Source organism: Geodermatophilus sp. SMS 5-13, from assembly GCF_059428245.1.
Genome location: NZ_CP165729.1, coordinates 585,483 through 603,498, shown reverse-complemented (window position 1 = coordinate 603,498; position 18,016 = coordinate 585,483). Strand labels below are relative to the sequence as shown.

The 18,016-nt window shown below is 74.0% G+C and carries 15 protein-coding genes; 4 read left to right on the top strand and 11 right to left on the bottom strand.

All coding sequences use genetic code 11. The features are described 5' to 3' along the window. The first annotated feature begins 22 nt into the window (after window positions 1-22). Window positions 23-1,429 (top strand): FAD-dependent oxidoreductase, encoded by a 1,407-nt coding sequence (locus tag AB3388_RS02900; RefSeq protein WP_495409251.1) that lies wholly within the window; start codon window positions 23-25, stop codon window positions 1,427-1,429. Window positions 1,430-1,442: 13 nt separating this feature from the next. Here AB3388_RS02900 and AB3388_RS02895 read toward each other — a convergent pair whose 3' ends face one another. From AB3388_RS02895 to AB3388_RS02845, 11 genes are all read right to left on the bottom strand, one after another. Beyond that, the gene (locus tag AB3388_RS02895; protein WP_495409250.1) at window positions 1,443-2,150 is read right to left on the bottom strand and encodes a gamma-glutamyl-gamma-aminobutyrate hydrolase family protein; all 708 of its coding nucleotides are present in this window, start codon (window positions 2,148-2,150) and stop codon (window positions 1,443-1,445) included. Beyond that, window positions 2,147-2,914 carry a 3-oxoacyl-ACP reductase gene (locus AB3388_RS02890; protein ID WP_495409249.1) on the bottom strand — a complete coding sequence of 256 codons (768 nt, stop codon included), beginning with the start codon at window positions 2,912-2,914 and terminating at the stop codon, window positions 2,147-2,149. Before AB3388_RS02890 ends, AB3388_RS02895 begins: the two co-directional genes overlap by 4 nt. Window positions 2,915-2,940: 26 nt before the next feature. Then, the gene (locus tag AB3388_RS02885) at window positions 2,941-4,305 is read right to left on the bottom strand and encodes an aldehyde dehydrogenase family protein (protein ID WP_495409248.1); all 1,365 of its coding nucleotides are present in this window, start codon (window positions 4,303-4,305) and stop codon (window positions 2,941-2,943) included. After that, window positions 4,302-5,645: a glutamine synthetase family protein gene (locus AB3388_RS02880; protein ID WP_495409247.1), complete on the bottom strand. Its 1,344-nt coding sequence runs from the start codon at window positions 5,643-5,645 to the stop codon at window positions 4,302-4,304. Before AB3388_RS02880 ends, AB3388_RS02885 begins: the two co-directional genes overlap by 4 nt. Further along, window positions 5,642-7,204: an amino acid permease gene (locus AB3388_RS02875; protein WP_495409246.1), complete on the bottom strand. Its 1,563-nt coding sequence runs from the start codon at window positions 7,202-7,204 to the stop codon at window positions 5,642-5,644. The genes AB3388_RS02880 and AB3388_RS02875 overlap by 4 nt, the downstream gene beginning before the upstream one ends. Before the next feature lie 178 nt (window positions 7,205-7,382). Then, a complete protein-coding gene (locus AB3388_RS02870; protein WP_495409245.1) occupies window positions 7,383-8,453 on the bottom strand; it encodes an inositol monophosphatase family protein in 1,071 nt (356 codons plus the stop codon). After that, window positions 8,446-11,247 carry a phosphoenolpyruvate carboxylase gene (gene ppc, locus AB3388_RS02865; RefSeq protein ID WP_495409244.1) on the bottom strand — a complete coding sequence of 934 codons (2,802 nt, stop codon included), beginning with the start codon at window positions 11,245-11,247 and terminating at the stop codon, window positions 8,446-8,448. Before ppc ends, AB3388_RS02870 begins: the two co-directional genes overlap by 8 nt. A 119-nt stretch (window positions 11,248-11,366) precedes the next feature. After that, complete coding sequence (locus AB3388_RS02860; protein ID WP_495409243.1) at window positions 11,367-12,236, bottom strand: tetratricopeptide repeat protein; 870 nt, start codon at window positions 12,234-12,236, stop codon at window positions 11,367-11,369. Between the two features lie 77 nt (window positions 12,237-12,313). Further along, the gene (locus tag AB3388_RS02855) at window positions 12,314-13,291 is read right to left on the bottom strand and encodes an LLM class F420-dependent oxidoreductase (RefSeq protein ID WP_495409242.1); all 978 of its coding nucleotides are present in this window, start codon (window positions 13,289-13,291) and stop codon (window positions 12,314-12,316) included. Window positions 13,292-13,329: 38 nt separating this feature from the next. Further along, a complete protein-coding gene (locus tag AB3388_RS02850) occupies window positions 13,330-14,517 on the bottom strand; it encodes an ABC transporter permease (protein WP_495409241.1) in 1,188 nt (395 codons plus the stop codon). Then, window positions 14,514-15,437 carry an ABC transporter ATP-binding protein gene (locus AB3388_RS02845; RefSeq protein WP_495409240.1) on the bottom strand — a complete coding sequence of 308 codons (924 nt, stop codon included), beginning with the start codon at window positions 15,435-15,437 and terminating at the stop codon, window positions 14,514-14,516. The genes AB3388_RS02850 and AB3388_RS02845 overlap by 4 nt, the downstream gene beginning before the upstream one ends. Window positions 15,438-15,549: 112 nt before the next feature. Here AB3388_RS02845 and AB3388_RS02840 point away from each other — a divergent pair, with 112 nt between their 5' ends. From AB3388_RS02840 to AB3388_RS02830, 3 genes are read left to right on the top strand one after another with little or no spacing between them, the layout of a single operon-like run. Further along, the gene (locus tag AB3388_RS02840) at window positions 15,550-16,764 is read left to right on the top strand and encodes an MFS transporter (RefSeq protein ID WP_495409239.1); all 1,215 of its coding nucleotides are present in this window, start codon (window positions 15,550-15,552) and stop codon (window positions 16,762-16,764) included. A 32-nt stretch (window positions 16,765-16,796) separates the two neighbouring features. Beyond that, window positions 16,797-17,459 carry a UdgX family uracil-DNA binding protein gene (locus AB3388_RS02835; RefSeq protein WP_495409238.1) on the top strand — a complete coding sequence of 221 codons (663 nt, stop codon included), beginning with the start codon at window positions 16,797-16,799 and terminating at the stop codon, window positions 17,457-17,459. A 19-nt stretch (window positions 17,460-17,478) separates the two neighbouring features. Next, window positions 17,479-17,919 (top strand): organic hydroperoxide resistance protein, encoded by a 441-nt coding sequence (locus tag AB3388_RS02830; protein ID WP_495409237.1) that lies wholly within the window; start codon window positions 17,479-17,481, stop codon window positions 17,917-17,919. Window positions 17,920-18,016: the final 97 nt, after the last annotated feature.

Sequence of the window (18,016 nt, the reverse complement as noted above, 5' to 3'; positions counted from 1 at the left end):
GCGCCGGGTCAGGATGCCAGGCGTGACGAACGACGGCGCCGGACCCGCTCCCTCCGCCGACCGACCGCTGCGGGTCGCGGTCATCGGCGCCGGCCCGGCGGGCATCTACGCCGCCGACGCCCTGACCCGGCAGGACGACGTCCCGGTCGCGGTCGACCTGGTCGACCGGCTGCCCACCCCGTTCGGCCTGGTCCGGCACGGCATCGCGCCCGACCACCCGAAGATGCGGGCGATCCGCGAGACGCTGCACCGGTTCCTCGACCACCCGCGCGTGCGGTTCGTCGGCAACGTCGAGATAGGCCGCGACCTCACGCTGGACGAGCTGCGCCGGCACGTCGACGCGGTCGTCTACACCTACGGCTCGGCGCTGGACCGGCAGCTCGGCATCGACGGCGAGCACCTCGCCGGCAGCCTGGCCGCCACCGACCTGGTCGCCTGGTACTGCGGGCACCCGGACGCCGACCGGGCGCTGGTCGAGGACGCGGTGGCGCACGCGCGCTCCGTCGTCGTCATCGGGGTCGGCAACGTCGCGCTGGACGTCGCCCGGGTGATGGCCCGCACCGGTGAGGAGCTCGAGCCGACGGAGATGCCGCAGCACGTGCTGGACGCGCTGGCCGCGTCGCCGGTGCGGGAGGTGACGATCCTCGGCCGCCGCGGCCCGGCGCAGGCCGCGTTCACCACCCAGGAGCTGCGCGAGCTCGACGGGCTGGACGGCGCCACCGTGCTCGTGGATCCGAAGGACCTCGAGCTCGACCCCGACGCGGAGGAGCGCGCGCAGGCCGACCGGGTGGTCAGCCGCAACCTCGCGGTGCTGCGGGACTGGGCCGGCCACACCCTCGAGCCCGGCCGGATCCCGCTGCGGCTGCGGTTCTTCAGCCGGCCCGCCCGGATGCTCGGCACCGACCGGGTCGAGGCGATCGAGATCGAGCGGACCGCGGTGGACGGCGACGGGCGGGCCGTCGGCACCGGCGAGTTCGAGGTGCTGGCCGCCGACCTCGTCATCCGCTCGGTCGGCTACCGCGGGTGCCCGCTGCCGGGCCTGCCGCTCGACGAGCGCAGCGGCACCGTGCCCAACGTGGAGGGGCGGGTGCACCGCGACGGCGCGCCGTCGGCCGGCGAGTACGTCGCCGGCTGGATCAAGCGCGGCCCGACCGGCGTCGTCGGCACCAACAAGCACGACGCCCGCGAGACGGTCGCGCACCTGCTGGCCGACGCCGCCGACGGCACGCTGCGGGTCGGCGGGCCGGCCGACGACCTGGTGCAGACGCTGGTCGACCGCGGTGCCGAGCCGGTGCTGCTCGAGGACTGGCAGGCGATCGACGCCGCGGAGGTCGCGCTCGGGGCGACCCGCGGCCGGGCCCGGACGACGCTGCACGAGCGGGAGTCCCTGCTGGCCGCGGTGCGGGAGGCGGCCGCCCGCCCGAGGTAGTCGCCGTCCTGGCTCACCGCACCCGGCCGGCCCCGGCGGCGGCCACGAGGCCCTCGAACAGCCGCCGGTCGTCGCCCACCTCCGGGTGGCCCTGCACGCCGATGACGAAGCGGGCGCCGTCGAGCTCGGCGGCCTCGACGGTGCCGTCGTCCGCCCAGGCCACGGCGGACAGGCCGGCGCCGAGCCGCTCGACGGCCTGGTGGTGGTGGCAGGCCCAGGTGGCCTCGGTGCCGATCAGCCCGGCGAGCCGGCTCCCCGGCGCGATCCGCACGCGGTTGTCGCCGTAGACGCCGGGCGACGGCACGTGCGCGTCGGTGCCGACGACGTCCGGCAGGTGCTGCACCAGTGCGCCGCCGCACGCGACGGCCAGCAGCTGCAGCCCGCGGCAGACGGCGAGCACCGGCAGGTCGCGCTCCAGGGCGCCCGCCAGCAGGGCGAGCTCGGCGTCGTCGCGGTGCGGCTGGGCCGGGCCGGTGCGCGCCGCCCGGTCCGCGCCGTAGCGGGCCGGGTCGACGTCCGCGCCGCCGGCGAGGACGAGCGCGTCGAGCCGGTCGAGCACCTCGGCGTCGCCGGGCAGCGGAGGGAGGAGCACCGGGACGCCGCCGGCGGCGGACACCTGCCGCACGTAGTCGGCCGGCACCAGGACGGCGGGGCAGTTCCACACCCCCCACCGGGCGGTCTCCTGGTAGGTGGTGATCCCGACGACCGGGCGCGCGCTCACAGCGGCGTGACGTAGGCCCCGGAGATGCCGCCGTCGACCAGGAACGTCGACGCGGTGATGAACGAGGCGTCGTCGGAGGCGAGGAAGGCCGCCGCCGCGGCGATCTCCTCCGGCTCGGCGAACCGGCCCATCGGCACGTGCACCAGCCGGCGGGCGGCGCGCTCGGGGTCCTTCGCGAACAGCTCCTGCAGCAGCGGGGTGTTCACCGGGCCCGGGCACAGCGCGTTGACCCGCACGCCCTGCCGCGCGAACTGCACGCCGAGCTCCCGGCTCATCGCCAGCACCCCGCCCTTCGAGGCGGTGTAGGAGATCTGGCTGGTCGCCGCGCCAAGGACGGCGACGAACGAGGCCGTGTTGATGACCGAGCCGCCGCCGTGCTCGAGCAGATGCGCAATGCCGTACTTGCAGCACAGGTACACCGAGGTCAGGTTCACCTCCTGCACCCGGCGCCAGGCGTCCAGCTCGGTCTCCAGGATCGAGTCGTCGTCCGGCGGGGAGATGCCGGCGTTGTTGAACAGCACGTCCAGCCCGCCGAACCGCTCGATCGCGGCCGCGTACATGCCCTGGACGTCGTCGGCGTCGGTGACGTCGGCCCGCACGAACAGACCGCCGATCTCCTCGGCCAGCGCCGTCCCGCCGTCCTTGTCCAGGTCGGCCACGACGACGTGCGCCCCGTCGGCGGCGAACCGGCGGGCGCTGGCCCGGCCGATGCCGCTGGCCGCCCCCGTGATGACCGCGACCTTGCCCTCGAGCCGACCCGCCACCAGTCCTGCCTCTCAGTCCGGTCGCTTCACTCAGTCGCGAGGAAGACGTTCTTGACGTCGGTGAAGGAGTCCAGCGCATCCGGACCCAGCTCCCGACCCAGGCCCGACTGTTTCATCCCGCCGAACGGCGTCCAGTACCGCACCGACGAGTTGGAGTTCACCGAGAGGTTGCCGGCCTCCACCGCCCGGGCCACGCGGAGCGCCCGGCCGAGGTTCTCCGTCCAGATCGAGCCGGACAGCCCGTACTCGGTGTCGTTGGCCAGCCGGATCGCCTCGGCCTCGTCGTCGAACGGGACGACGGCGACGACCGGGCCGAAGATCTCCTCGCGCCAGGCCGGCGAGGCGGGGTCGACCGGCGCCAGCACGGTCGGCGGGAACCAGAAGCCGGGCCCCTCGGGCGCGCTGCCGCGGAAGGCCACCGGGGCGTCGTCCGGCACGTAGGCGGCCACGCGGTCGCGCTGCCCGGCGCTGATCAGCGGGCCCATCTCGCTGTCCTCCGAGCGCGGATCGGTCACCCTGAGGCCGGTGACCGCGCCCTCCAGCCGGGCCAGGAAGTCGTCGACCACCGACCGCTCGACCAGGATGCGCGACCGGGCGCAGCAGTCCTGCCCGGCGTTGTCGAAGACCGCGTACGGCGCCGCGGCGGCCGCCTTCGCCAGGTCGGCGTCGGCGAACACGATGTTCGCGCTCTTGCCACCGAGCTCCAGCGTCACCCGCTTCACCTGCTCGGCGCAGCCGGCCATGATCCGCTTGCCGACCTCGGTGGAGCCGGTGAAGCACACCTTGCGCACCGCGGGATGCGTGACGAACCGCCAGCCCACCACCGAGCCCTTGCCGGGCAGCACCTGGAAGACGCCGTCCGGGATGCCCGCCTCGCGGGCCAGCTCGGCCAGCCGCATCGCCGTCAGCGGGGTGAGCTCGGCGGGCTTGAGGACGACGGTGTTGCCTGCGGCCAGCGCGGGCGCGAACCCCCAGCCGGCGATCGGCATCGGGAAGTTCCACGGCACGATGATCCCGACGACGCCCAGCGGCTCGGCGAAGGTGACGTCGACCCCGCCGGCCACCGGGATCTGCCGGCCGGCCGCCCGCTCCGGCGCCGCCGAGTAGTAGGTCAGGACGTCGCGGACGTTGCCGGCCTCCCACCGCGCGTTGCCGATGGTGTGGCCGGAGTTGGCCACCTCCAGCTGGGCCAGCTCCTCGACGTGCGAGTCGACGAGGTCGGCGAAGCGGCGCAGCAGCCGGCCGCGGTCGCCCGGCGCCACCGCGCGCCAGGCGGGGAAGGCGGCCGCCGCCCGCTCGATGGCGGCGTCGGTCCGCTCGAGCGAGAACTCCTCGACGGTGGTGACGATCTCCGCGGTGGCCGGGTTGACGACGTCGAATGCAGTGCTCACAGGCGCTCGAATCCCCGCACTCTCTCCCAGTCGGTCACCGCGGCGTCGTACGCGGCGAGCTCGACCCGGGCGGCGTTGGTGTAGTGGTCGACGACATCGTCCCCGAACGCCGCCCGCGCCACCCCGCTCTTCTCGAACAGATCGGCCGCGTCGCGCAGCGTGGCCGGCACCCGCGGCTTGTCGGAGTCGTAGGCGTTGCCGGGGAAAGCGGCCTCGAGCGGCAGATCGTTCTCGATGCCGTGCAGCCCGGCGGCGAGCACCGCGGCCAGCGCCAGGTAGGGGTTGACGTCGCCGCCGGGCACCCGGTTCTCCACCCGCAGCGACGACCCGTGACCGATCACCCGCAGCGCGCAGGTGCGGTTGTCGAAGCCCCACGCGATCGCCGTCGGCGCGAAGCTACCCGCCGCGAACCGCTTGTAGGAGTTCACGTTCGGCGCCATGAGCAGCGTGAGCTCCTGCTGGCAGGCCAGCTGACCGGCGAGGAAGTGCTCGAACACCGGCGAGAAGCCGTGCGGCTCGTCCCCGGCGAACACCGGGGCGTCGTCGCCGTCACGCAGGCTGACGTGCAGGTGGCAGGAGTTGCCCTCACGCTCGTTGAACTTGGCCATGAAGGTCAGGCTCATCCCGGCCTCGGCCGCGATCTCCTTGGCGCCGTTCTTGTAGACGACGTGGTTGTCGGCGGTGCCGAGCGCGTCGCGGTAGCGGAAGGCGATCTCGTGCTGGCCGAGGTTGCACTCCCCCTTGGCCGACTCGACCGTCATCCCCGCCCCGGCCATGCCGTTGCGGATCGCGCGCAGCAGCGGTTCGACCCGCGCCGTGCCGAGCAGCGAGTAGTCCACGTTGTACTGGTTGGCCGGGGTCAGGTCGCGGTACGCCCGCGACCAGGCCTGCTCGTAGCTGTCCCGGAAGACGATGAACTCCAGTTCCGTGCCGGCCATCGCCGTCCACCCGTGCTCGGCGAGGCGGTCCAGCTGCCGGCGCAGGACCTGCCGCGGCGACGGCGCGACCGGGGCGCCGTCGAGCCACTCCAGGTCGCCGAGCAGCATCGCCGTCCCGGGTTGCCACGGCACCCGGCGCAGGGTGGCGAGGTCCGGGCGGACGGCGAAGTCCCCGTAGCCCTGCTCCCACGAGGAGATCGCGAACCCCTGGACGGTGTTCATGTCGACGTCGACGGCGAGCAGGTAGTTGCAGGCCTCGGTGCCGTGCGCGAGCACCTCGTCGAGGAAGAACCGCGCGTGGAACCGCTTGCCCTGCAGCCGGCCCTGCATGTCGGGGAGAGCGAGGACGACGGTGTCGACCTCGCCGCCGTCGACGAGCAGGGTGAGTTCCTCCGGCGTCACGCGGTCTCCTCCGCCAGCTCGATGTCCCGCTCGACCACGGCCAGCTCCTCCGCGGTGCCCTGGACCTTGGGCCCGGTGAACCAGTTCTTGGCCGAGACCGCCCACCAGATCCCGGCGAAGCCGAGCACCACGAGGACGGCGAGCGGTGTGTAGTTGAAGGTCGTCGCGTCGATCGGGTTCACGGTCGGCAGCATGAACAGGATCGTGATGAACACGACCCAGACGACGGCGATGGTGCCGATCGGCCGGCTCCAGCGGCCGAGGTGCCACGGCCCGCGCTGGAAGTCCTCCCCCGCGCGCAGCCGCAGGAAGGTGGGGATGACGTAGGCGATGTAGAGCCCGATGACCGCGATCGAGGTCACGGCCGTGTACGCGGTGGTGTTGAACAGGTAGGGCAGGCCGAGGATGAAGGCGCCACCGGCGGCGAGCCAGATGGCGTTGGTGGGCGTCCGGGTGCGGGGATTGATCCGGTGCCAGAACGCCGAGGCCGGCAGCGCGCCGTCCCGCGAGAACGCGTAGATCATCCGCGAGTTCGCCGTCACCGACGACATGCCGCAGAACAGCTGCGCCACGATGCAGATGAGCAGCAGCAGCTTGCCCCCGGTGAGCCCCACCGCGTCGATGAAGATCTGCGCCGGCGGGACGCCGGTGGAGGAGTCCAGGGCGCCCTGGTAGCTCTGGATCGCGAAGGTGACGCCGATGAGCAGGATCCAACCCGCGATCACCGAGACGACGATGGACATGACGATGCCCTTGGGGCCGGCGGTGTCGGCCGAGCGGGTCTCCTCGGTCATGTGCGCCGACGCGTCGTAGCCGGTCAGCGTGTACTGCGCCAGCAGCAGGCCCAGCAGGGCGACGTAGACGGTCGAGCCCCAGCCGGTGTTGTTGACGAACTCGGTGAAGACGAAGTCCGCGGACTGGTGCTGGTCGGGCACGATCGCGAGCACCCCGACGATCACGGCCACACCGATGACGTGCCACCACACGCTGATGTCGTTGAGCAGCGCGACCAGGCGCACGCCGAAGGTGTTGAGCAACCCGTGCAGCGCCAGGATCAGCCCGAACAGCAGGATCGTGTGCCACGGCCGGGCGTCGAAACCGAACTGCAGGTCGAGGAAGGCGTTGAGGAACAGGGCGGCGCCGAAGTCGATGCCGGCGGTCACCGCGACCTGGCCGAGGAAGTTGAACCAGCCGGTGAACCACGACCACGCCGCCGGGTTGCGCCGGGCCAGCTTGGCCGACCAGTAGTAGAGCCCGCCGGCGGTCGGATAGCTCGAGCAGACCTCGGCCATGGCCAGCCCGACCATCAGCACCATGATCCCGACGATCGGCCAGCCCCAGACGATCATCACCGGACCGCCCTGGTTCATCCCGACCCCGTACAGGGTCAGGCAGCCGGACAGGATCGAGATGATCGTGAACGACACGGCGAAGTTGGAGAAGCCGGACATGTGCCGGCGCAGCTCCTGGGCGTAGCCCAGCTGATGCAGGCGGGTCTCGTCGGTGCGGTCGGGCGGGGCCTGCCCGGCGGTCGTCTCGGCGGGAGTGCGCGGGTCCACGGCGTCGCCTTCCTCTGCGTCCGCCTGCCGGGGCGGACGCCGTCGAGAGGAAGGACGCCGCCCGTGAGCGCGGGCGGCCCGGTCGGCGGTGCCACAGCATGCGTCGGTGGCCAAGGGGGGACCCATTCACGTGCTGGACGCCGCCGGCTGTCAAGGGGAACGGCCCCGAGAGCGCAGGTCAGGCGAACGCGCGGAGCAGCTCCTCGGCGGTCTCGCGGCTGTCCGCGGCGACGAACCGGATCAGTCCCTCGGTGTCCGGGCGCAGCCGGACCTCGCCGCCGTCCGGGGTGAGCGCGACCCCGCCGGCCGCGGCGAGCAGCGCCAGTCCCCCGGCCACGTCGTGCACGTGCGCGCCGCTGCGGTCCAGGTCGTGCCAGGCCGCGGCCGAGCCGTCGGCCACGAGGCAGAGCTCGACCGCGGTGCAGCCGGTCACCCGCACCCGGCGCGCACTCGCCGGCACGGCGACCGCGTGCCCGCTGGGCGCGGACGGGACGACGACGGTGCTGCCCGCGCGCGGGCGCACCGGCAGCCCGTCGCGCCAGGCGCCCTCGCCGTCGGCCCACCAGCGCCGGCCCGAGGAGAGGTCGACCACCACGCCGGCCAGGGCGCGCCCGCCCTGCACCAGCCCCGCGGAGAACGCCCACGGCGGCAGCCCGGCCAGGAAGTTGCCGGTGCCGTCGAGCGGGTCGAGCACCGCCCACGGCGCGCCCTCGGGCACCCGCCGGTCGGTGCGCTCCTCGCTGAGCACCGGCACCCCGAGCTGCCCGATCACCTCCGCGGCGGCCACGTGCGCGGCCTCGTCGGCGGCGATCGAGGGGCTGCCGTCGGCCTTGACGCGGTCCTCGCCGGCGCCGCGGGCGAGGGCGACCGCCGTCTCGACGCGGGTGGCCGCGAGCGCCGCCAGGTGCAGGAACCGCCGTGCCACCGGGACGTCCGGCCCGGGCAGCGGCACCGGCACCACCCCGCGGCCCCCCGGCCGGTCGCGGACGCGGTCGCAGCCCCACGCCGCCGCGGTCGCGAGCACCGCGGGGGTGTCCGGCCCGATCCCCGAGGCGGCCAGCAGCACCGCCTCCGCGATGCCCTCCGCCGTCCACTGGCGGCGCAGCAGGACCGCCGAGTCGTCGTCCCCGACGAGGACGCGGTAGGCGGGATCGCTGACCGCCGGGGCCAGCGCCGCCGGGGCGAGCGCGAGGGACGCCGCCGCGCGGGACAGCCCCGGACCGCCGGTGGCGACCCGGTGCTCAGCCACTGTTGCGCAGGGCCGTGGCGATGCCGTTGATGGTCAGCTGGATGTTGCGGCGGGTCAGCTCGTCGTCGTCGCCCCCGCGGCGGCGGCGCAGCATCTCGACCTGCAGGTGGTGCAGCGGTTCCAGGTACGGGAACCGGTTGCGGATCGAGCGGGCCAGCGAGGGGTTGTCGGCGAGCAGCCGGTCGTCGCCGGTGACCGCCAGGAGCATCCGGGAGCTGCGCTCGTGCTCGGCGGTGATCTGGTCGAAGACGCGGTGCCGCAGCCGGCGGTCGGGCACCAGCTCGGCGTAGCGGGCGGCGAGCCCCAGGTCGGTCTTGGCCAGCACCATGCCCATGTTCGAGAGCACCGTCCGGAAGAACGGCCAGCACCGGTGCAGCTCCTGGAGGCGCGCCAGGCGGCCGTCGTCGCCGTCCACCCAGGATTCGAGCGCCGTGCCGGTGCCGTACCAGCCGGGGAGCATGATCCGCGCCTGCGACCAGCTGAACACCCACGGGATCGCGCGCAGGTCGGAGATCGAGTCGCCGGCCTTGCGCGACGGCGGCCGGCTGCCGATGTTCAGCTCGGACAGCTCCCCGATCGGCGTCGCCGCGCGGAACCAGTCGACGAAGCCCGGCGTCTCGTGCACCAGCGCGCGGTAGGCCCGCTGCGCGCGGGCGGCGAGGTCGTCGAACAGCGCGTAGGTGGCCTCGGCGTCGTCCCCCAGGCCCTCGATGTCGAGCAGCGTCGCCTCCAGGGTGGCCGCGACCATGGCCTCCAGGTTGCGGCGCGCGCGGTCGGGCTCGCCGTACTTGGCGGCGATGACCTCGCCCTGCTCGGTGAGCCGCAGCTGCCCCGCGACCGCGCCGGGCGGCTGGGCCCGGATCGCGTCGTAGCTGGGTCCGCCGCCGCGACCGACGGTGCCGCCGCGGCCGTGGAAGAGGCGCAGCCGGATGCCCTCGCGGCGGGCGACCTCGACCAGGGTCAGCTCGGCGCGGTAGAGCGCCCAGTTGGCGGCGAGGTAGCCGCCGTCCTTGTTGCTGTCGGAGTAGCCGAGCATGACCTCCTGCACGTCGCCGCGGGCGGCGACCAGGGCCCGGTAGAGCGGCTGGTCGAGGACGGCGGTCATCGTCGCGCCGGCGTGCTGCAGGTCCTCGATCGTCTCGAACAGCGGCGAGATGCCGACCGGGCAGGTGGGCCCGTCCTCGCCGTCCGGGTCGAGCAGGCCGACCTCCTTGAGCAGGACGGCGACCTCGAGGACGTCGCTGACCGACGCGCACATGCTGATCACGTAGTTCGGGACCGCCCGCGGGCCCAGCAGCGCGACCTGCGCGGCGGCCGCCTCGAGGACGTCGAGCTCCCCGCGCGCCTTCTCCGACAGCTCGGCGCCGGGGCGGACCAGCGGACGGCGCAGCCGCAGCTCGGCGGCGAGCAGCTCGACCCGCTGCTCCTCGCTCAGGGACGCGTAGTCGGGGGTGACGCCGGCCCAGGCGAGCAGTTCGGCGATCACCTCCTCGTGCACCTCGGCGTTCTGCCGCATGTCCAGCCCGCAGAGGTGGAAGCCGAACACCTCGACCGCCTCGCGCAGCCGGGCCAGCCGGTCGTCGGCGAGCGCGCCGGCGCCGTGGCTGCGCAGCGAGGTGTCGACGGTGTCGAGGTCGGCGCGCAGCTCCGCGGGGTCGTCGTAGGGCGCCAGCTCGACCTCCGGCTCCGGGCCGTGGATGTGCCCGACGGCCCGTTTCGCGGTCGCGGCGACGCGGGCGTGCACGCCGGTCAGCGCCCGCCGGTACGGCTCGTCGGCGCGGAACGGGGAGTCGTCGCGGCTGGCCTCGGCCAGGTGGTACAGCTCGCGGGTCGGCGTCACGAGCCGGTCGGACATCGACAGCTCGTTGCGGAGGGCGCCGGTCTCGGCGAGGTAGAAGCGCAGCGCCGTCTCGGCCTGGCGGGTGGTGGCCGTGCGGAGCGCGTCGGCGGTGACGAACGGGTTGCCGTCGCGATCGCCGCCGATCCACGAGCCCGGCAGCAGCATCGGCCGCCGGAACAGGCCGGCGTCGGGCCAGCGCTCGGTGAGCGCGCGCCGCAGCTCGGCGTTGATCGCGGGGATGACCTCGAACAGCGAGAGCTCGTAGTAGCGCAGCGCCTCGTCGATCTCGTCGCCCAGCCGCAGCCGGGAGAGCCGCAGCAGCGCCGTCTGCCACAGGGTGAGGACGGCGCGCCACAGCTCGGCCGACCACTCGTCGTCGGCCGCGTCGAGCGCCGCGCGGTCGCGCGCCCGGATCAGGTCGGCGACCTGCCGCTGCACCTGGGAGATGGTCTTGCGCCGGACCTCGGTCGGGTGGGCGGTGACCACCGGGCAGACCAGCGCCCCGGCGAGCTCGCGGGCCACCGTGTCGGCGTCGAGGTGGGCGTGGTCGAGCAGGCCGAAGGTGGCGGCCAGGCTGCCCTGCTGCGGCGGCGAGCCCTCGCGGCGGTGGAACCGGCGGCGCCGCTCGTGGTGGATGTCCTCGGCCAGGTTGGCCAGCAGGGAGAAGTGGCTGAAGGCGCGGATGACGTGGTTGGCCGAGCGGATGTCGAGGCCGTCCAGCCGCGCGGCCAGCTCGTCGCGCTCGACCTCGGAGCGGCGGATGCGGAACGCCTCGACACGGGTCGCCTCGACCAGCTCCAGGACGTCCTGGCCGGCCTGCTCGCCGATCACCTCGCCCAGCACGCGGCCGAGCAGCCGGATGTCGTCGCGCAGCGGGGCGTCGTCGGCACGGTCGTCGGAGGTGTCGCCGTTGTGGTGACGCAGGTCGGCGACGTCGACAGTTGCTTCGGACACCCGGGGATCATCCCCCGCACATGTGAACGGCTCATGTCGACGCCGGTCCACGCGACGAGATCTGCACAGTGGTCGCCTTCAGGGCCCTGAAGGCGACCACTGTGCAGATCTCGCCCGGTCTAGGGAGCCAGGGGGCCTTCGAACTGCTCCAGGGCGCGCAGGGCCAGGTCGTCACCGGCGGCCACGCCGAGGCGGAACTGCTCGACCGCGCCGTCGACGTCCCCGCGCTCGACGAGCAGCAGCCCCAGGTTGTGGTGGCAGAAGACGTCGCCGGCGCGGATGCCGGCGCGGTAGGCCTCCTCGGCCGCTTCCTCGTCGCCGAGCTCGTCGCAGTAGAGGTTGCCCAGCGGCAGCCAGGACTCGGTCTCCCCCAGCTTGGCGCCGTGCTCGAGCACCCGGCGGGCCTCGTCGGTGCGCCCGGTGTCGCGCAGCAGCCGGCCGAGGTCAGCCCGGGCCGAGGGGTAGTGCGCCGCGCCGGCCCGAAGGTCGGGCTCGAGGAGCGGGTCGAAGGACGTCGCCCAGCGCCAGCTCGCGACGACGGCCCCGGCGACGGGGTCGCCGAGCGCGGCGCCCCGCTCCGCGGCGACGAGGGCCTCCTCGCGCTCCCCCTGCTCGCGCAGCAGGAAGGCCAGGCCCAGCCAGCCGGTCGCGTCGCCGGACTCCCCGGCGCCGCGGTAGGCGCGCATGGCTCCGGCGAGGTCACCCAGCTCCTCGAGCACCAGCCCGAGGTTGCGCCAGGCGTCGGACTCCCCGGCGGCGAGCGCGGCCTGGTAGGCCTCGACCGCCTCCTCGCAGCGGCCCTGGGCGGCCAGCGCGTTGCCCAGGTTGAACAGACCGACCGAGTCGCCGAGCTCGGCGGCACGGCGGAAGCACAGCTCCGCGTCGCGCTGCCGGCCGGCCTCGGCCAGGTCGCAGCCCAGGTCGATGAGCTCGGCGGAGTCCCCGGAGGCCCGGAGCCGCCGGAGGCGCCGGTCCAGGTCCTCTCGCACGCAAGAGATCATCACCGGGCGAGCCGCCCGGCGGGACGGCTCAGCCGTCGACCTCACCCGATGGAGCGGGCACGGCGTCAGCTGCCGAAGGCCTCCCGCCAGGCCGGCATCAGCGTCGAGCGGCTCCACTCGAGGAACGGCGCCTGCTGGTCGCCGCCGATCTGGACCAGGGCCAGCTGGGTGAATCCGGCGTCCGCGTACTCCTTCGCCGCCTCGATCACGGCGTCGACGTCGTCCCCGCACGGGATGCTCTCGGCGACGTCCTCTTCCCTCACGAAGGACGACGCCGAGTCGAAGGCCGGCGGCCCGGGCAGCTCGGCGTTGACCTTCCAGCCGAGGCCGAACCAGCGGAACAGCGCGTGCGCCCGCTTGACCGCGGCGTCCTTGTCCGCGTCGTAGCAGACGGGCAGCTGCCCGACCCGCGGCTTCCCGGCGCCGCCGGCCGCGTCGAACATCTCCCCCAGCTCGCCCTTCGGCTCGACGGCGATCATGACGTCGGCCAGCTCGCCGGCGACCTCCGCCGACTGCTGCCCGCTGATCGCGATCCCGATCGGCACCCGCTGCTCCGGGAGGTCCCAGAGCTTGGCCGACTCGACGTCGAAGTGCTCGCCCCGGAAGTTGACGTAGCCGCCGTCGAACAGCTCGCGGATCACCCGGACCGCCTCGACGAACGCCTCCTGCCGGACGTCGGCGCCGGGCCAGCCGCCCCCGACGATGTGCTCGTTGAGGTTCTCGCCCGAGCCGAGGCCCAGGGTGAACCGGCCGCCGGAGAGCAGCTGCAGCGTCGCGGCCTGCTGGGCGACGACCGCCGGGTGGTAGCGGAACGTCGGGCAGGTCACGTAGGTCATCAGCGGGATGCGGTTGGTGGCCTGCGCGGCGGCGCCGAGGGTCACCCACGCGTTCGGCGAGTGGCCCATCTCGTCCAGCCACGGGAAGAAGTGGTCGCTGCTGACCGCGAAGTCGAAGCCGGCCTCCTCGGCGCCCACCACGTGGCGCACGAGGTCGGCCGGCCCCGCCTGCTCGGTCATCATCGTGTAGCCCAGCTGCATCGCCATGCCGCCCGGCTACCCCGGGCCGGCGGCGCACAACCGGGTCAGGCGCGCTCGGCCTGCAGCGCCTCCCGCATCTTGATCTTGCCGCCCGTGCGCAGCAGCGCCCCGGCGTACACCCGGCCGCCGAGCCGCACGATCAGCCCGATCGCCACGAGCATGAGGACGACGGCCACCACGACCTCCCACCACGCGGCCTCCCCCGCGGCCATGCGCACCGGCATGACCATCGGCGACAGACCCGGGATGAACGAGGTGACCGTGGCCAGCGTGCTGGTCGGGTTGCCGGCCGCCTGGATCGCGATGATGAAGCCGACGACCAGCAGGATCGTCGTCGGGGTCAGCACGCTGCCGAGGTCCTCCTGCCGGCTGACCAGCGAGGCCGCGACGGCGAAGATCGAGGCGTAGAGCGCGTAGCCGAGGATGAACCAGGCCACCACGGAGACGACCGTGCCGATCACCTGACCCGGGACGTCGACCACGTCGAAGGCGATCGCGCCGGCGACCCCGACGACCGCGAGCACCACGATCTGGACCAGCCCCAGGATGCCGAGGCCGAGGATCTTGCCGGCCAGGAGCTGCCAGGGCTTCATGGTCGCCAGCAGCAGCTCGACGACCCGGCTGGACTTCTCCTCGACCACGCCCTGCGCCACGAACTGGCCGAACAGGATCAGCAGGAAGTACAGGAAGCTGACCCCGACGACCGCGACGACGGTCGCCTGCGTGCGGTCCTCGGTGTCGGACTCGAGCGGGACGACGGCGACCCGCGGCGGCGGCTCCAGGGCCACGTTCGCCCGCTGCAGCTGGTCGGCCGTGGACAGCGCGGCGACGGCGCCCTGCACGAGCTGCTCCTCGGTGCCGCCCTCCTTCTCCACGATCAGCCGCGGGTCCGAGCCCTCGGGGTCGATCACCGCCGCGTCGACGTCGCCGTCGTCCACGGCCCTGCGCGCCGCGGCCTCCGATGCCAGCTCGCGCACCTCGACGTCGGTGCCGAGGACCTGCCCCTGCGCCACCAGCACCTGCTCGACGTTCCGGCTGCTGCCGACGACGCCGATCGTGCTGTTCGACCCGCCGCTGTTCACGATGACCTGGAAGACCATCGCGCCGATGATCAGGACCAGCAGCACGGCGGTGCTGATCAGGAAGTTCTTGTCGCGGAGCCGCGTGGAGATCTCGCGGCCGGCCACCAGGCGGACCAGCGTGGCGCTGCCCAGCTGCTTCGGCTCGCTCATGCGGCCACCCCCTGCGTCTGCGTCTGCACCGGCTCGGCGACCGCCTCGCGGAACAGCTCGACCAGGCTGGGTTCGCGCCAGGCGAAGTGGCTGACCCGGCCGGTCTTCAGCGCCGCGGCGAGCACCTCCTGGTCGTCGGTGCCCGGGTCGAGCTCGAGCAGGGTGTCGCCGCCCTGCTGCGAGACCACCCGCACGCCGGGCAGCCCCTCGGCCCAGCCCCGGTCGGCATCGGGGACGACGACGCGCAGCACCCGCCCGGCCTCCCGCCGGCGCAGCTCCTCCACCGTGCCGGAGGCCACCATGTGGCCGCGGGCGAGGATGCCGACCGAGTCGCACAGCCGCTCGACCAGGTCGAGCTGGTGGCTGGAGAAGAGCACCGGGACCCCGGCGCGGCACTGCTCGAGCAGCGCCTCGGCGAGGGAGTCGACGCCGACCGGGTCGAGGCCGGAGAACGGCTCGTCGAGGATGAGCACCTCGGGCCGGCTGACCAGCGCGGCGGCGAGCTGGACCCGCTGCTGGTTGCCCAGCGACAGCTTCTCCACGCGGTCGCCGCGGCGCTCCCCCAGCCCGAGCCGGCCCACCCACTCCTCGCTGGCGCGGGTGGCCGCGGCGGCGTCCAGCCCGTGCAGCCGGGCGAAGTAGGTGACCTGCTCGCCGACCCGCATCTTCGGATAGAGCCCGCGCTCCTCCGGCATGTAGCCGATCCGCCGCCGGGCCGCCTCGTCGAGCGGGCGCCCGCGCCAGCGGACCTCACCGGCGTCGGCCCGCGCCAAGCCCATCGCGATGCGCATCGTCGTCGTCTTGCCGGCGCCGTTGGCCCCGCAGAAGCCGAACATCGAGCCCGGCGGCACCGTGAAGCCGACGCCCTGGAGCACGGCGTTGTCGCCGTAGCTCTTGTACAACCCGTCGAACTCGAGCACCCGCGCTCCTCCGTCTCCGCTGTTCCGGCACGTGACCGTAGCTGGTCGCCGCGTCACTTTCCAGATCGGAAACTCGCGTGTCGGCAGAATTTCGAGGCGATACCGTGCCGGTGTGCGGGACGTCGGGACGCGGCTGCCTGCCGACTTCTGGCGGGTGTGCGTCGCCGCCGTCGTCTCGCACCTGGGCAGCGGCGCCTCCGGCACGGCGGCCGCGCTGCTCGCCGCGAGCCTGACCCGGGACCCCCGGGCGGTCGCCCTCGTCGGCGTCTGCGCGGGGCTGCCGTGGCTGCTGTTCGCACTGCACACCGGCGCCCTGGCCGACCGGTGGGACCGAAAGCGGGCGATGTGGCTGTGCGACCTGGCGTCGGCGGCGCAGTTCGCCGTCCTGGCGGTCACCGTCGTCACGGGCCGGGCGAATCTCTGGGTGTTGTGCGCGGTCACGTTCGGCACCGCCACCGTCTCCACGCTGTTCGACAGCGCCTCGCAGGCCGCGCTGCCCTCGCTCGTGCCGGCACCGCTGCTCGACCGGGCCAACAGCCGCTTCTACGCCGGCACCGTGCTCACCGGCTTCCTGATCGGCCCGCCGCTGGGCAGCTGGGCGTTCGGGGTGGCCCCGGCGCTGCCGTTCGGCCTGGACGCCGTCTCCTTCCTCGGGTCGGCCGCGCTGGTCGTCGGCGTCCGCGCGCGGATCCGCGCGACCGTGGAGGCGGCCGAGGACCGGGCCGGGATCACCCGGCAGATCGCCGTCGGCCTGCGCTGGCTGTGGCGGCACCGGCAGCTGCGCGCGCTGGTCGTGCTGCTGACGCTGTGGAACCTCGCGGAGAACGCGACGATCGCCGTCCTGGTGCTGTACGTCCTGGAGGTGCTGCACGTCGGGCCGTCCTTCTTCGGGCTGCTGCTCTCCGGGCTGGCGGTCGGCGGGCTGGCCGGGTCGGCCGCCGCGCCGGGGCTGCGCCGCCGTCTGGGCACCGGCGGGGTGATCGCGGGGACCGTCGTCCTCAGCGTCGTGGCCTACCTGGCGCTCGCCCTGACCACGACACCGTGGGTCGCGGTCGTGCTGCTCGGCCTGATCGGGTTCGCCGCGTTCGCGTTCAACGTCGTCTCGGCGTCGTACCGCGGCGAGGCGGTGCCCGACCACCTGCGCGGGCGGGTCTACAGCGCCTACCGATTCGCGACCTGGGGGGTCACGCCGATCGGGGCCGCGCTCGGCGGCCTGGTGGCCGCGGCGTTCGGGCTGCCGGCGGTGTTCGCCGCGACGGCGGCCGTGCTCGCCGTGGTCGCCGTCCTGACCCTGCCGTCGCTGACCAACGCCCGGCTGGCCCCGTAGCGCGCTGCGGTCGGCTGCGGTCTCATCAGGCCATGAGCGAGCGCAACGGTGTGGCGCAGCCGCCGTCGGGTGTCGGGCTGGACGGGCTGCGCCAGGCGGCGGCCGGCTGCCAGGCGTGCGAGCTGTGGGAGCCGGCGACGCAGACCGTCTTCGGGGAGGGGCCGGAGACCGCGCGGGTGGTGTTCGTGGGCGAGCAGCCCGGTGACCAGGAGGACCGCAAGGGCGAGCCGTTCGTCGGCCCGGCCGGCCGGCTGCTGGACAAGGCGCTGGCCGAGGCCGGCATCGAGCGGCGCGACGTCTACATCACCAACGCGGTGAAGCACTTCCGTTTCACGCCGACGCCCAAGCGCCGGATCCACCAGACGCCCGGCCCGGAGCACCTGCGCGCCTGCCGGCCGTGGCTGGAGGCCGAGTTCGAGGTGCTCAAGCCCGAGGTCGTCGTCTGCCTCGGCGCGACGGCGGCCAAGGCGCTGATCTCGCCGTCCTTCCGGATCACCAGGGACCGCGGGCAGCTGCTGCCCTGGACGCCACCCGGGTCGGCGGCGGAGGACGACGACGAGGACGCTCCGCACCAGGCGTGGATGCTCGCGACCACGCACCCGTCGGCGGTGCTGCGGACGCCGGACGATTCCCGCGGCGCCGCCTACGACGCCCTGGTCGCCGACCTCACCGTGGTCGCCGGCGCACTGGCCTGAGATTCGAGAAAGGACGAGCATGGACCGGCTCTACACGGCAGAGGCGACCGCCTACGGCGCGCGCACGGGGGCGGTGGTGACCTCCGACGAGCGGCTGGACCTGCAGCTGTCCCGGCCGGCCGACATGGGCGGGGACGACGGCCCGGGGACCAACCCCGAGCAGCTGTTCGCCGCGGGCTACGCCGCCTGCTTCCACAGCGCGATGCGGTACGCGGCGAAGGAGCTCGGCCTGCCGCCCGGCGCGATGGAGGGCTCGCACGTCACCGCGCGGGTGCACTTCCTCAAGGCGCCGCCGCTCGAGTTCAACCTGGCCGTCGAGCTCGAGCTCACCGCCCGCGGGCTGGACGCCGAGCAGGCGCGCGCCGTGATGGAGCGGACCCACCAGATCTGCCCCTACTCGCGGGCGACCTCCGGCAACATCGAGGTGCAGCTGCTGGTGGCGGAGCCCGCCGCGCCCTGAGCCCGTGGCGAGCGGAATGCGCCCTCGGCGCACATCGCCACACCCGGTGGATACCGCATCATGATCAACTCGGGTCCAGTGCTGCCTCCGGGACCGT

Coding starts and splice junctions, on each gene's coding strand:
- AB3388_RS02855 (WP_495409242.1), bottom strand. CDS start 13,291: ATGGCGATGCAGCTGGGCTACACGATGATGACCGAGCAGGCGGGGCCG.
- AB3388_RS02850 (WP_495409241.1), bottom strand. CDS start 14,517: ATGAGCGAGCCGAAGCAGCTGGGCAGCGCCACGCTGGTCCGCCTGGTG.
- AB3388_RS02835 (WP_495409238.1), top strand. CDS start 16,797: ATGAGCGAGCGCAACGGTGTGGCGCAGCCGCCGTCGGGTGTCGGGCTG.
- AB3388_RS02830 (WP_495409237.1), top strand. CDS start 17,479: ATGGACCGGCTCTACACGGCAGAGGCGACCGCCTACGGCGCGCGCACG.